The sequence below is a fragment of the Hominimerdicola alba genome, from assembly GCF_900112155.1.
In the GTDB taxonomy this organism is placed as follows: domain Bacteria; phylum Bacillota; class Clostridia; order Oscillospirales; family Ruminococcaceae; genus Hominimerdicola; species Hominimerdicola alba_D.
Map to the genome: position 1 here is coordinate 69,670 of NZ_FOKQ01000011.1, position 13,691 is coordinate 83,360.

The following is a 13,691-nucleotide window of genomic DNA, read 5'->3' on the forward strand; positions in this document are numbered from 1 at the left end:
TTTGTTCATATTCAACAAGACAAAATATAAAAAACCGAACAAACATCCAATTTGTGTTTGTTCGGGGGAAAGTCACCACCATGATATGGGGCAAAATTGTCATAGAAACAGAGCACGCAGTCGCATAAACCGCGCGCTTTGATTCGCGGCATAGTTTGTTTAGTGCGCAAGTTTGTTGCCGCGCCACGCTTGACCCAAAGCTCTCTTCCTTGGCGTTTCCCGCTAGTTTGCTTTTCTCGCGCTTTTTTCCTTGACATTACATCCCCTCTGTGGTATCCTTATTGTAGACAGCGCCAAGCTGTCCCAAAAATACTATCCTAAACGGAAAGGAAGATTAAAATGACCGAACTGAATTACACCATGCTCTGTGACTTCTATGAGCTGACAATGGGCAACGGCTACCTCCTCAGCGGAATGGACAGCAAGATAGCTTACTTTGACCTGTTTTTCCGAAGAGTACCAGACGAGGGCGGCTTTGCAGTTGCCTGCGGACTTGAACAGATAATCGATTATATCGAAGACCTGCATTTTTCTGCGGAAGATATCAGCTATCTGCGCAGCAAGGGCGTATTCAGCGAGGAATTTTTGAAATATCTGGCAGACTTCAAATTCACAGGTGACGTATGGGCAGTTCCCGAGGGTACTGTGATCTTCCCGAATGAGCCTATAATCACGGTTCGCGCCCCTGCGATCCAGGCTCAGCTGATAGAAACTTATCTTCTGCTGTGCATAAATCACCAGTCCCTAATTGCGACTAAGGCGAACCGCATATCCAGAGCTGCACAGGGCAGGGCAGTCAGCGAATTCGGTTCAAGGCGTGCCCACGGTGCTGACGCGGCTATCCTCGGTGCGAGGGCTGCGGGCATCGGCGGCGTGAAGAATACCGCCTGCACCATAACCGATCAGCTTTTCGGCTTCCCCGCAACGGGAACTATGGCGCACTCCTGGGTTCAGATGTTTGACAGCGAGTACGATGCTTTCGCGGCGTACTGCAAATGTTATCCCGACAGCACCGTGCTGCTGGTGGATACTTTCAACGTCCTGAAAAGCGGTATCCCCAACGCGATAAAGGCTTTTGACGATGTTCTGAAGCCCCTTGGCAAGCGCCCCGTTGGTGTAAGGCTGGATTCGGGTGATATCACTTATCTTTCCAAAAAGGCGAGAAAAATGTTGGACGATGCGGGCTATCCCGACTGCAAGATAATCGCATCGAATTCTCTGGACGAATACATTATCCGTGATATGATATTCCAGGGTGCGGCGATAGACGGTTTCGGCGTGGGTGAAAGGCTCATCACCGCCCGCAGCGAGCCTGTTTTCGGCGGAGTATACAAGCTTGTAGCCGTTGAAGACACCGACGGCTACATCATCCCGAAGATCAAGATAAGCGAGAATGTTATCAAGATCACCAATCCACATTTCAAGAAAGTGTACCGCATCTACGACAAGGAGAACCACAAGGCCATAGCCGACCTGCTGTGCGTGCACGATGAAGTCATCAGCGAGAGCGAGCCCCTGACCCTTTTCGACCCGAACTACACCTGGAAGAAAAAGACAGTCACGGATTTTGAAGCCCGCGAACTTCTGGTGCCAATTTTCTCAGGCGGAAAGCTGGTCTATAAAAAGCCTGCCTACGCCGATATCGTAGCATATGCGGCGGAAGAAGTCGGTACCCTCTGGGATGAAGTCACACGATTTGAGAACCCACACAACTACTATGTGGATCTATCTCAAAAACTCTGGGATATCAAGAACGATCTCCTGAATTCGGGAAGATAACGAATAATAAGCCCTTTCTGCTGATTAGATGCAGAAAGGGCTGTTTTTGGTATCAGGACAAAAAAATTAATGCCCACTTATTTCGGCGTGAAATGGACATTAATTTTCTTATAGAATTATGAAAGGGATTTGGTATTTGGCAAAACCCACAAGTTTCGGCGTTTTATGAGCTTTGCCAAACAGCAACCAAAGAAAGGTTTTGGAGGGACTTTCTTGTTTCTTCCTTTACTGTAATTACATAATAACACCCTTGTATGAACCGAGAATGAATTTTCGGCTTCATTTTGAGATTTTTCAAAAAAATATCAAACGTTTTAGTTAAATGATTTGTCATTACAAAAAGAGCAGTCCCCGAAAAGACAAAAAAATTAATGCCCACTTTTATTCGGCGTGAAATGAGCATTAATTTTCTTATAGAATTATGAAAGGGATTTGGTGATTGGCAAAACCCATAAGTTTCGGCGTTTTACGGACTTTGCCAATCATCATGATGAAGAAGAATTGGAGGGATCTTCTTGTCATTTCCTTTACTGTACCTATATGATACCACCCTTATGTGAACCGAGAATGAATTTTCGGGAGGTTTCCAAAAATTTTTTTTAGAAATTTTCTCAAACGTTTAAGCCGATGACCTTGCATCATTTCTGTCAGGCTCTTCTGCAAAAATGCAAAAAATTAATGCCCACTTTTTCGGCGTGAAATGAGCATTAATTTTCTTATAGAATTATGAAAGGGATTTGATGTTTGGCAAAACCCATAAATTTCGGCGTTTTACGGACTCTGCCAACCATCAAGACGAAGAAGTTTTGGAGGGACTTTCTTGTCTTTTCCTTTACTGTACTTATATGATACCATGCTTATGTGAACCCTGCATGAATTTTCGAAAGGATTTTTTGATTTTATCAAGAAAACGTAATCGTTTTCTTTGATATTATTTCTGCAGCGGCCGCTCAGATGTTCAGTCTGCAAAAAGACAAAAAAATTAATGCTCACTTGATTCGGCGTAAAATGAGCATTAATCTTCTTATAGAATTATGAAAGGGATTTGGTGTTTGGAAAAACCCGCAAATTTCGGCGTTTCACAGATTCTGCCAAACATCAATACGAAGAAATTTTTGGAGGGATCTTCGTGGTATTTCCTTTACTGTAACTATATGATACCACCCTTATGTGAACCGAGAATGAATTTTCGGGTGGTTTTCAAAATTTTTTTCAAACGTTTTCTCGTTTTTTGAACCTGAACTTTAACGGTACGGTTTTTAGGACAAAAAATTAACGCCCACTTCTGAATCGGCGTGAAATGAGCATTAATTTTCTTATAGAATTATGAAAGGGATTTGATGATTGACAGAACCTGCAAGGCTTTGTAAGCTCTGCCAAGCACCAATTTTTTATGTTATTCAGAGAAGCGGTAAAACCTAATGTTCAGTGAAGTGCGACTTGGGGGATCGCGCGAGGGAAAACATCTAAATTCATAGAGTTGGGGTTCGCCGGACACTAGGCTTTACCGCTTCGCCGAACCTTCTTCTTTTATCTTGATTATACTATAACACTCTTATATGAACCGAACATGAACTATAGAGATGTTTTAAAAATGTGCCGAACTTTGTATATTTGTACAAATGACCATACAAATATCCGCGGCGATATATGCAGAAACACTGCTTTTGTGATGATCTTGTGTTGGAAAAATGGTAATTTCAGGAATCAAGATATAATTATATGAATTCATGGAGCTGTTTTATTGAACCGATGTCACAAAACAATTGTAAATATTTTGTGAATGAGCAAAAAAGTATTTGCAAAACCCTGAGAACTGGGGTATAATTTATAATAGAATGAAATAAATCGATTCGGCTCAGATTTATTTTTGGATATATCGGATAAAATTATAGAAGAAAGGGAAGTGATTCAAATGTTCCAGATACTTGTTGTTGAAGACGATGCCAGCCTGCGCCGCCTTATGAGCGCAGCCCTGAAACAGAATGGATATCAGCCTTTTACTGCCAGCGACGGCATTGAGGCTCTGGATATGCTGGAAAAGACCAATATCGATCTGATAATCTCAGACATCATGATGCCCAATATGGACGGCTACGAGCTTACCAGACAGCTGAGGAGCGCAAATTTCCAGATGCCTATTATAATGGTAACGGCAAAGGAGAGCTTCGAGGACAAAAAAGTGGGATTCGATGCGGGTACCGATGATTATATGGTAAAGCCCATTGATATCAACGAGATGATACTCCGTGTGGGCGCTTTGCTGAAAAGGTCTAAGCTTGCATCTGAGCACACCATGACGGTGGGCAACTGTGTGCTTGACTACGATGCCCAGACCGTTGCTTTTGACGGTCAGGCCGGTGAGACCATACCACAGATGGAATTCAAGCTGCTGTTCAAGCTGCTTTCCTATCCCAACAAGATATTTACCCGCAGACAGCTTCTTGACGAACTGTGGGGCATGGATAAGGACGTTGATGAAAGAACGGTGGACGTACACATCAAGCGTCTGCGTGAGCGCTACGGCGATGCTGAGGCGTTTTCCATAGTAACAGTCAGAGGACTGGGTTATAAGGCGGTAAAACAGTGAAAAAAGCGATAAATAATACCCCTCCCGCTTCATTGAAGCCTGTCAGACATCCGCCGCAGCAGAAAATGACCATGCAGTTCAAGCTGGCGATGATGTTCTTTATAGTAATGTTCATTTCAGCCAGCATATCAGTCAGTGTGCTGCTGCTGATATTCAGCCCTGTGATGAAAGAGAACGCCACTACCCAGATGTCATCATTTGCGACTTCTGCTTTCGAGCTTCAGAAGGACGGCTACGGGTATGAGCGCATCGTAAGTCTGCTGAACAATTCTTCCTATGATGTCACAAGGCTTGATAAAGATGACAAGGACGTGCAGGCTCACAAGAAAGAGATCGAAGAATCGGGATACTACATAAGCACCGAGGGCATAGTGCCCAGTGCTGAAATGATAACCGTTATAGACGACGTTTATGTCCGTGTGAATACTTTCAACAGTGAGAATGTTTTCTGGATAGTGAACCTTGTTACCATCGTGGCGTTCATGTCCAGTATAATGCTGGGTACCATCATCACCACCTTTGTGGGACGCACCATGCTTCAGCCCATACACGACCTGAGTATGGCGACTTCCGAGGTCGCGAGAGGTAATTTCTCCGTAAGAGTACGGGAGAACGGTACGGACGAATACGGCACTCTTCAGCGCAACTTCAACAAGATGGCGCAGGAGCTTTCCGGTATTGAAACGCTGAGAGGCGACTTCATCTCCAACGTATCACACGAGTTCAAAACACCGCTGGCTTCCATACAGGGCTTCGCTAAGCTTTTGCAGAACCCCACTCTCAGTATGGAGGACAGGGATGAGTATACTCAGATAATCATTGATGAAACATCAAGACTTTCCAAGCTTTCATCCAATATACTCAACCTGACAAAGCTGGAGAACCAGACCACCATCGGCAAGAAGAAGCGTTTCCGCATAGACGAGCAGATACGAAAGATCATACTTATGCTTGAACCCGAGTGGTCGAAAAAGGATATCGATATGGATATCGACCTTGAGGATATAATCTATGTGGGTAACGAGGATCTCATGGGTCAGATATGGCAGAACATAGTCAACAACGCGATAAAATTCACACCCCAGGGCGGACAGATAAAGGTAAATCTGTTCCGCGGCGAAATGGGTATCGTTGCCAAGATATGGGATAACGGCCCCCAGATTCCCGCAGAGAAAAAGGACAAGATATTCGAGAAGTTCTATCAGGGCGACCGATCCCGTGCCACAGAGGGCAACGGACTTGGTCTGGCGCTGGTAAAGAGGATAGTTGACCTGGCAGACGGAAAGATCACTGTGGATAACCCCTTTGAGGGCGGTGTAGTATTCGTAGTCGAACTGCCTTATCAGATCGAGGATATGATGTAAATGGGTCGAAGAATAAAGCTCGGAAAAATAATATTTCTCACTCTGCTGACCGTTGTTGTCGGTGTGCTTGTGTACAGGTTCGTCGAGGGCAGGGGAGTGCGCAGGGGTATAAAAGGTCTGGGCGAGCCTGTGCAGACAGAAGCTGAGGGCTCTGCCAAGAAATTCGTTAACGGCTACGAAGCCGATATCACATTCAAGGCAGGATACGAGATCGAAGCGCTGGTAGTTCACACAAAGCGCTACGATTCAAAAATCAGCGGTGCGCTGGCACCCGTTGATCTGGCACTGGCTTGGGGCAAAACGGCTGAATATAACGACAGGATAGATTTCCACTGGTCGCAGTCTGGCAGATACTGTTCCTGGCACGTGGATGATATAGACGATCTGATGCCTGTTGGCGATGTTGAGAACGTCGAGTGCAGTGCATCGAACAACCATATTATCCCCGCTGATGAAAGCGTAAAACGTACAGTGCTGAAAATTCGCCGCGGCGACAGAGTGAAGCTGAAAGGCTACCTGGTAGACGTATATGCCGCTGACGGAAAGGGCAACACTTTCAAATGGAACAGCAGTACCACCCGAACGGACACAGGCGACGGCGCCTGCGAACTTATTTATGTCACCAAAGCTGAGATCATCAAATAAAAAATAAAGCGGAAAATGTCAGGATACAGCCCGACATTTTCCGCTGTTTTCGTTTATAACTTATTTCATTTCATCCTGCGCTTCTTTGGCAAGTTCTGATGCTTTCAGACGCTTCTTGTGCTTGCTTACTATGAAACCTATTATCAAAGGCAGTGATATCACCACCAGTGCTGACACAGCTATCATTATTGATATAGTACGCGGATGAGCACCGTGTCGCTGAAATGTCAGTGAATCGCCATTTGTGCTGAATCCGTAAGGCGTATCCATTGAGTAGGCTGTTTCCGAAGCCGAAGTCACACCAAGGATATTTCCCTCATCGTCGACATAAGCCGCCTTGAAATCACCGTAGTTTATGCTGAGGTCGATAAAATCGCAGGACTCGGTTTTAGTCGATGCCATTTTCAGCAGTTCTTCATCGGAGTATATGCAAAGAGCCAGGGCTTTTTTGTGGTGCAGTGAAAGGCTGATATATCCATCTTCGCTGTACTTTGCTATCTCGCTGTCGGCAGTTATACCTAAAGATGTACCGCCTTCTGCACCATCCTTACAGACCTCGGGAGACTGTGTGAAATCGGTGTAGCTTTCGTCATCGGTAGTCATTTTGATAAGTATATCCGTGTAGACTGTCCCCTCGGGAGCATCGGCATAGGTTATATGTGCAACAGCTGGGTCTTCGTGCTTTGCGGCAGATGCGGGAAGTGCTAGCGAAAATGCCATGACAGCCGCTGTAAAAATTGCAGAGAACTTTTTCATTATATCAATTCCTTTCGCGGAAACATAAGTTATTACAATACTGATTATACCATCCCGTGAACTTCAAGTCAACAAGGATAATGCGCTAATAACGTATATACTGCGCAATTTTCGGGCAATATAACATTGTAATATTCATATGACCAATATTAAGAAAATACTAAGGTTTACTGTAACCGAATTTTAATTGACATTTTGTCTGTAAAACGTTATAATAATAAAGTGAAATATTTTGTGAGAGCGCGATGCGCTAATCTTTGAAAGGAAGACAGGCAAATGCCCGAGAATAATCAGCATAGAAATAATTACTCCCGCCAGCCCATGCAGGGACAGGGCGGTCAGTACAGACAGAGCCAGCATAATAATATGCAGGGAAGACCCGACAGACAGGGCGCAAGACGTCCCTCGCCAAACAGACAGGGTGCGAGAAGATCAAGAAAACAGCAGGAAAATGATGCACAGATATCAGCAGCAGTAAAGGGTATCATCGCTATAATGCTGACATTGCTGATAGTTGTGGTAGTAATAATGCTTTTCTGGAAGAGCTTGTTTACAGGCGCAGAAAAGGGTCCTGTGGCTACAGGTACCATCACATCTACAGAATATCATGCCCCCGAGACCAAAACGGCTACCGAGCGTGAAGATAATAAAAAGTCCACCAAGAAGAAAACTTCCAAGAAGCGGGATGAAGACGAAGACGATGAGGATACACAGAAGATAACCTGTACAGGTGCGGTGCTCCTCCATCCTGAGCCTTCTTCAAGCTCCGCTACACTGGATACTATCCCCCAGGGCGTTGAAGTTACTTTCATACGCAACGAGAACAACTGGTTCTATGTTGAGTACAACGGTCAGGAGGGCTATGCGTGGGGCAACTACTTCACTGCTCCTGTAGGACTGAACTAAATAATACCAACACCCCGCGGACAGCCTGTGGGGTGTTTTTTGTTCCTTATGAATGTCAAAAAAGTGTGCCCCGCATACAGCAGAGCACACTTTTTGATCATTCTTCGGGCTCGGTATAGGACATATCCAGTTCGATGGTGCCTTTATATCTGGCTGATTCATACTGTATGTCATATTTTTCGCCAAGGTATTCTTCATCGTAATAGTATTCTTTTATTTTGAGATCACCCTCAAACTCCGTACATTCTATGGCACACATATAGAATTTGCTGCCGCCGCTGATGCCTAAAGTTTTGAATCCTTCTTTTGCATTTATCGAAATACCATGGCAAAGTCCTGATGTGTCTCCCGATGCTTCAGTTGCTATGATAAGTCTTGGCAGTATACCCTGCATATTGGCATTGATCATATAATAATAGAATGTAAGATCTCCGCTCTCCTGCTTGTGCATGGTATAACCTGCTATATTATCACCCGTTTTGTATCCCTCAAAAAGGCTGTCTTCAAGATCTTCTTCATGTATCATGCGCATATCTATCAGGGATTCTCTGTCAAATCCGCCGTTAGATCTGGATGTAGTGAATGTGTTGATCGAGAAATAGCTTATAGCTATCACCAGCAGTGCTGTTACTATGCTTACGCATATGATAGTCACCAGTACAAATACTATGGGCGGCATCATGGGCTTGCCTTTTCTTTTTTCTGCTATACTGCCCTCCGCAAGACGTCTGTTTATCTTTCTGCGGTAGCAGAACATATATATCAGCACTGTTATGCCCAGTACGATAGGTGCCGCAAGTATTACTGCAAAAATAGGTGTCATGATCGTTTGCTCCTTTCTTTTAAATTCCCAGGAATTCCTTGAATATATAATAGTATGTTCTTGTTACATCGACTTTGCTGCCATCGGTGAGGGTCAGCAGATATTTCTGTGAGATGGCAGGACGTATACTTTTTATATGGTGTACTGCCACGATAGCTGAATTGCTCACTCTTATGAATTCCTTGGGATCAAGTATCTCCTCCAGGCGGCGCAGACGTTCAGTAAGTTTGTACTCCGCACCTCCGCTGTAAGCTATTATGTCATGGGCAAAACTTTCTATATGTGTTATCTCCCTGACATCCAGCCTGAATATATCATCGCCCTGTCTGCCGATAAGGTATTTCACGCAGACATTGTTTTCGCTGAGAATTAGGTCGGCAGAGTCATCTATCTCGATACCCGCCGCAGACAGCTGTTTGTATATCTCGGTATATTTTTCCTCGCTCACAAGCAGCCTGACTTTCATTCTGCACCGCCTCCTTTTTTATTTGATAAGAGCGCTTATCTTGATTACATTATAACCGACCACAGACGAAAAAGCAATAGCTTCGGCATACCTTGCATATGTGGGCACACAGTTCGCATTTTTATCGCCACGGAATACTAGCTGTACGGGAATACCATGTCATTTTGCTGTGAATACAGAAGATGTCTTGTGTAAACTATACTACGTGTCAACGTTCTCATTGTGCAAATATACAAAAAGGCGACCTTGCTTTTGTCGGGATTGTTCATAACGGGGAAAATTGTAAACGAATCTGCCGTAACTCTTTACAACTATTTAAGAGTGTGATATAATTCCTCATACAGAAAAAGTAATTCAGATAGACCGATAAAGTTTGTCGGATCATCCGTCGTCGGATACGGATGATGTTATTCCTGAACGGAGGATATATAAGAGTATGAATATGAAAAGAAAGATAGCACTCGCAGCAGTTTGTTTCGTAATATCCCTTGCAAGCTGTACAAAGAGTTCGTTCATAGAAGAGAACAAAAAGAGCGCGGCAGCAAACGATGTTGATTTTATGATATCTACCGAGGGTGAGGATATCACTTCCGATATGATGACAACAGACGGACTTACAGTTTCAACTCGTGAGACCTTTGCTGTTATACCTGCGGAGGCTGAGAAGTCCTTCGACCGCGTTATAAAGTCTATAGATAAGAATTTCCCCAAGGCAGGAAAGGATGTCAAGAGATTCTACGGTTATCTCGGCGAACAGCAGATAGATGGCACTGATTGCTATGTATTTGAAGTGTTCGACAGCGAAGACGGCGACCGCGAGCTTGTAATGACAGCTGCAATAACCTCTGATAACAGCAGAGTATATGCTTTTAACGAGGAATCTGCAACATTCTGGCTGCTGGAGCAGTACAGCGACAGGGTAAAGGCTGATTACAGCTGGACAATGACCAAGGATGCTGATGAGGTAACTACCGACGAAGAATAATTCGTCGTATAATTACAGCTATATATTTATAATAGTATACCCCGCGAATGTGTGAGAGCTTCGCGGGGACTTTTTTGCGGAAAAAAGCAAAAGCTGTGTATACTGCCAAGGAAGAGAGCTTTGGAACAAGCGTCGCGCGGAAACAAACCTGCGCCCCCAACAAAACTTTAACGCGAATCAAAGCGCGCGGTCAAGCCTCGCGCCAGCAGGCTTGCGGAGAGCTCGAGAGGCAGAGCCTCTCGGTCAAGGTGCAAAAGTGATGTGGCAACAAAGCCATAAATAGCACAACAATCTTCCGACCAAATAGGCGCGGCAATATCAAAATCATGATCGTGAACAAACTAATGTCCACGATCTTTCTGTATGCGTGAGATATTGCCGCGCCTGAAATCGGACAGCGAAGCGAATCCGATTTCTCGACCCGAGGAACGAGGGTCGAAAGCTCGCAAACTATCGACCAAAGCAAAACCAATGATTATACCGACAAAACCCGTTTTTACGGGCGTGAGGACATCCATTTTAAACACTACAGAGTGCGGCACTCTTATCAATACATACTGCGGTGGAAAAGGTCGCCCCTTTCGGGGCGAGTCATCGGAAACGCTAACGCTGTCCGATGACGGCGCGGCAATAATTCTCCGCACATAGTTTGAGCGTGAACACAAGATTTGTCCACGCTCGATTTATTGATATTGCCGCGCCTTTTTTTGGGGTCGGGAGTTCGCTGCTCTCTTATAGTTCGCTATGCATTTTGGTTTTGTGCCTTGATGCGAGGGCTCTGCCCTCGCGCTCCAGCAAGCCTTTCGCGAAAGGCTTGAGCCAAAGCTCCCTTCGCGGCATAGTTTGTCTGGTGCGCAGGTTTGCCGCCGCGCAACGCTTGACCCAAAGCTCTCTTCCTTGGCTTCACCCCCCAAGATCGCTGCTTATCGCCCGTTTTCGTGTCAAATCTCCTATATGTGTATCCGTCTTAAATGGGAGATTTCGGTATTTACCACTATTGAAAATATAAACATTGTGTGATATAATGATTAAGTATGATTAATTTAGAGAGGTGTTGGTCCAAATGAAGCGGGAAGACCTGCTGGACTTCAATTTTGACTGGCGTGATGATGCAGTCTTCAAAAAAGCACTGAAAGAATCGGGCTTGTCAGAAAAGGAAAAACTCCGCCTGCGCGATGAACGTATGCGTCGGCTGGAACTGGAAGAACTGAAAGAAGAGTCGGGCGGCTACGACGATTACGACTACGATGATGACGATGAGGAAGTCATCAAAGAGGTATCTGCTGAGGAAACTGAAGAAGCATCCGATGAAGCAGAGAAAGAAGCTCCCGATGAAAAGTCCGACAGAGAAGAAAGAAAAAACAGAAAAGCGGAAAAGAAGCGCGAAAAGGAAAACAGCGTCATAGTCGCCATAAAAGGCGATTATCCAATTAGAAAAAAAGCTGTTGCACTGATGATGTGCATATTCATGGCTATACTGCCATATGTCACCTATCTGCACCCGCAGCCGCTGACTAAGCTGACACAAAAGTATTTTTCTTCCAATACTGGCAGTATAAACGACTGGTTCCTTTTCCAGAAAGAATTCTTTGTGGTCATCGCAGCTTTTATACTTATCGGCATATTCATCGTTGAGGAATTCTTCATTGAAAAGCAATGGAAAGATATCCCGCTTAGAAAAAAGGATATGAAACTCCCGCTGATACTTGTGGGCGTGTATGCCCTGCTGCTGATAGTATCGGGCATATGTTCAAAAAATCCCGAACTTGTGCTGATGGGCGTAGTCAAGCACTATGAGGGTCTGCTGGGCGTGCTTGGATATCTTATTATATTCCTGGCGGCGATAAACTATTTCTGCGATACAAAGTCCCTTGAATTTTTCAGCTGGGCGATGATATTGACTACCCTAGCCTGCTCCATATTCGGCGTGAGTGAATATTTAGGCTATCCCCTGCAGGAGAATGACTTTTTTGCACACTTTATCGCTCCTGCTGAAAAGTACGAGTATGCCAAAACGCTGACTTCTCAGAGCGAGAACGTGCATATCACTTTCTTCAACTCCAACTATCTGGGTTCTTTCTGCGGACTGATGTTCCCGCTGACAGCGGCACTCACTGTGGAAAGCATCAGATCTGTAATAAAGAGATGGAATGTAAGAATGTCACTCTTTGCAAGAATTGGACTTGTTGCAAAAATGATATTTGGTATTTTCGGTACGGCAGGCATAGCGGTTTGCGCCGTGCTTTCAAACTCCACCGGCGGACTTTACTCCGTTGCTGGCGGCGCTGCTATTCTCCTTATTATATATGTTATCTACTGGTTCAGAGGTAATATCTCAAGAGTATCGGCACTGATAACTTTCGTATGCATAGGTGCGGTATTGGCAGGCGGATTTATGTATATGATGAAGACCAACGATGATTTCCGCGCGCGCTTTGATAAAGTTGTCAACAACGGTTCGGCAAACAATACCACCGTCGAAGACTACAGAAAAAAGATGGCAAAGAAACACTATGTGCTGAAAGAGATAAAACAGGACGGTTCAAGCCTTGTGCTGGACGACTTCAGCGGAAACACCATAACTGTCAGCCGCAAGGGTGATGACGGATTAGAGTTTCTTGATACCGAGGGAAACATTCTTAAAGCAAGCGTTAACAAGGATAAATTCTTCTGCTTCAAGGATGAAAGATACAAGAACTGCAAGTTCAAGTACACATCGGAATCAAAATTGCTGATCGATCTCGGATACTCCAAGAACCTGATATTCAAATACGAGGACGATAAATTCAAGCCCTTTGTACACGGCCTGTATACACAGGATACCATCAACAGCTACAAGGGTCCCGAGTTTTTCAAGAAAGATCTCAGCGCATTATCAGGCAGATTCTTCATCTGGGGCGCGACTATATCCATACTTGATGACTGCCTGCTTATCGGCAAGGGCAGCGGCAGCTTCGTAACGGTATTCCCCCAGTACGATTATGCCAGCCTGCTGGAAGTATACGAGACTCCCGGAATGGTGGTGAACAAGCCCCATAACTGGTATCTGGGCGTTGCAGTGGATTCCGGAATGGTATCGCTGATGGTACTGCTGACACTGCTGGGCGCGTTCCTTGTAAAGGGCTTCAAGACAGTTATACTTGACCCCGTTGATGACAGGTTCAAGCATCTGAGGATAGGTACTTATGTATCCGTCATCGCATTTATGGTGGTGGGCATAGTAAATGACAGCTATGTCTGCGTGAGCCCGGTGTTCTGGTTCATATTCGGTGTGGGCTGGTACGCGGTATCGCGCAATAAGGTCGTTGAAACAGATTAAATATAACAGGCACTTCTGCATCGGGAGTGCCTTTGTATTTATATAAGGAATAAGCCGC

At 44.8% G+C, this 13,691-nt stretch carries 10 protein-coding genes; 7 read left to right on the plus strand and 3 right to left on the minus strand.

Annotated elements, in window-relative coordinates:
* Positions 1 to 339 precede the first annotated feature (339 nt).
* The 4 genes from BM265_RS07945 (at position 340) to BM265_RS07965 (ending at position 6,378) form a co-directional block, all read left to right on the plus strand.
* On the plus strand, positions 340 to 1,779 hold the full coding sequence (locus BM265_RS07945; protein WP_074961042.1) for a nicotinate phosphoribosyltransferase: 1,440 nt from the start codon (positions 340 to 342) through the stop codon (positions 1,777 to 1,779).
* A gap of 1,915 nt (positions 1,780 to 3,694) precedes the next feature.
* The gene (locus tag BM265_RS07955; protein WP_074961044.1) at positions 3,695 to 4,369 is read left to right on the plus strand and encodes a response regulator transcription factor; all 675 of its coding nucleotides are present in this window, start codon (positions 3,695 to 3,697) and stop codon (positions 4,367 to 4,369) included.
* Positions 4,366 to 5,733 (plus strand): sensor histidine kinase, encoded by a 1,368-nt coding sequence (locus tag BM265_RS07960; protein ID WP_081358399.1) that lies wholly within the window; start codon positions 4,366 to 4,368, stop codon positions 5,731 to 5,733. Before BM265_RS07955 ends, BM265_RS07960 begins: the two co-directional genes overlap by 4 nt.
* The gene (locus BM265_RS07965; RefSeq protein WP_074961045.1) at positions 5,734 to 6,378 is read left to right on the plus strand and encodes a hypothetical protein; all 645 of its coding nucleotides are present in this window, start codon (positions 5,734 to 5,736) and stop codon (positions 6,376 to 6,378) included.
* A 60-nt stretch (positions 6,379 to 6,438) separates the two neighbouring features.
* Here the strand turns inward: BM265_RS07965 and BM265_RS07970 are convergent, their stop codons facing one another.
* Positions 6,439 to 7,098 carry a hypothetical protein gene (locus tag BM265_RS07970; protein WP_242940804.1) on the minus strand — a complete coding sequence of 220 codons (660 nt, stop codon included), beginning with the start codon at positions 7,096 to 7,098 and terminating at the stop codon, positions 6,439 to 6,441.
* A gap of 312 nt (positions 7,099 to 7,410) precedes the next feature.
* Here BM265_RS07970 and BM265_RS07975 point away from each other — a divergent pair, with 312 nt between their 5' ends.
* Positions 7,411 to 8,040, plus strand: a complete 630-nt coding sequence (locus BM265_RS07975; RefSeq protein WP_074961047.1) for an SH3 domain-containing protein — start codon at positions 7,411 to 7,413, stop codon at positions 8,038 to 8,040.
* Positions 8,041 to 8,137: 97 nt separating this feature from the next.
* Here BM265_RS07975 and BM265_RS07980 read toward each other — a convergent pair whose 3' ends face one another.
* Positions 8,138 to 8,863 (minus strand): hypothetical protein, encoded by a 726-nt coding sequence (locus BM265_RS07980; RefSeq protein WP_074961048.1) that lies wholly within the window; start codon positions 8,861 to 8,863, stop codon positions 8,138 to 8,140.
* 19 nt (positions 8,864 to 8,882) lie between these two features.
* Entirely contained in the window at positions 8,883 to 9,329 is a 447-nt protein-coding gene (locus BM265_RS07985) for a LytTR family DNA-binding domain-containing protein (protein WP_074830291.1), read from the minus strand.
* A gap of 436 nt (positions 9,330 to 9,765) precedes the next feature.
* Between BM265_RS07985 and BM265_RS07990 the strand changes: the two genes are divergently transcribed.
* Positions 9,766 to 10,314, plus strand: coding sequence for a hypothetical protein (locus BM265_RS07990; protein WP_074961049.1), 549 nt, complete (start codon positions 9,766 to 9,768; stop codon positions 10,312 to 10,314).
* Positions 10,315 to 11,377: 1,063 nt separating this feature from the next.
* The gene (locus BM265_RS08000; protein WP_074961051.1) at positions 11,378 to 13,633 is read left to right on the plus strand and encodes an O-antigen ligase family protein; all 2,256 of its coding nucleotides are present in this window, start codon (positions 11,378 to 11,380) and stop codon (positions 13,631 to 13,633) included.
* The last annotated feature ends 58 nt before the right edge of the window (positions 13,634 to 13,691 follow it).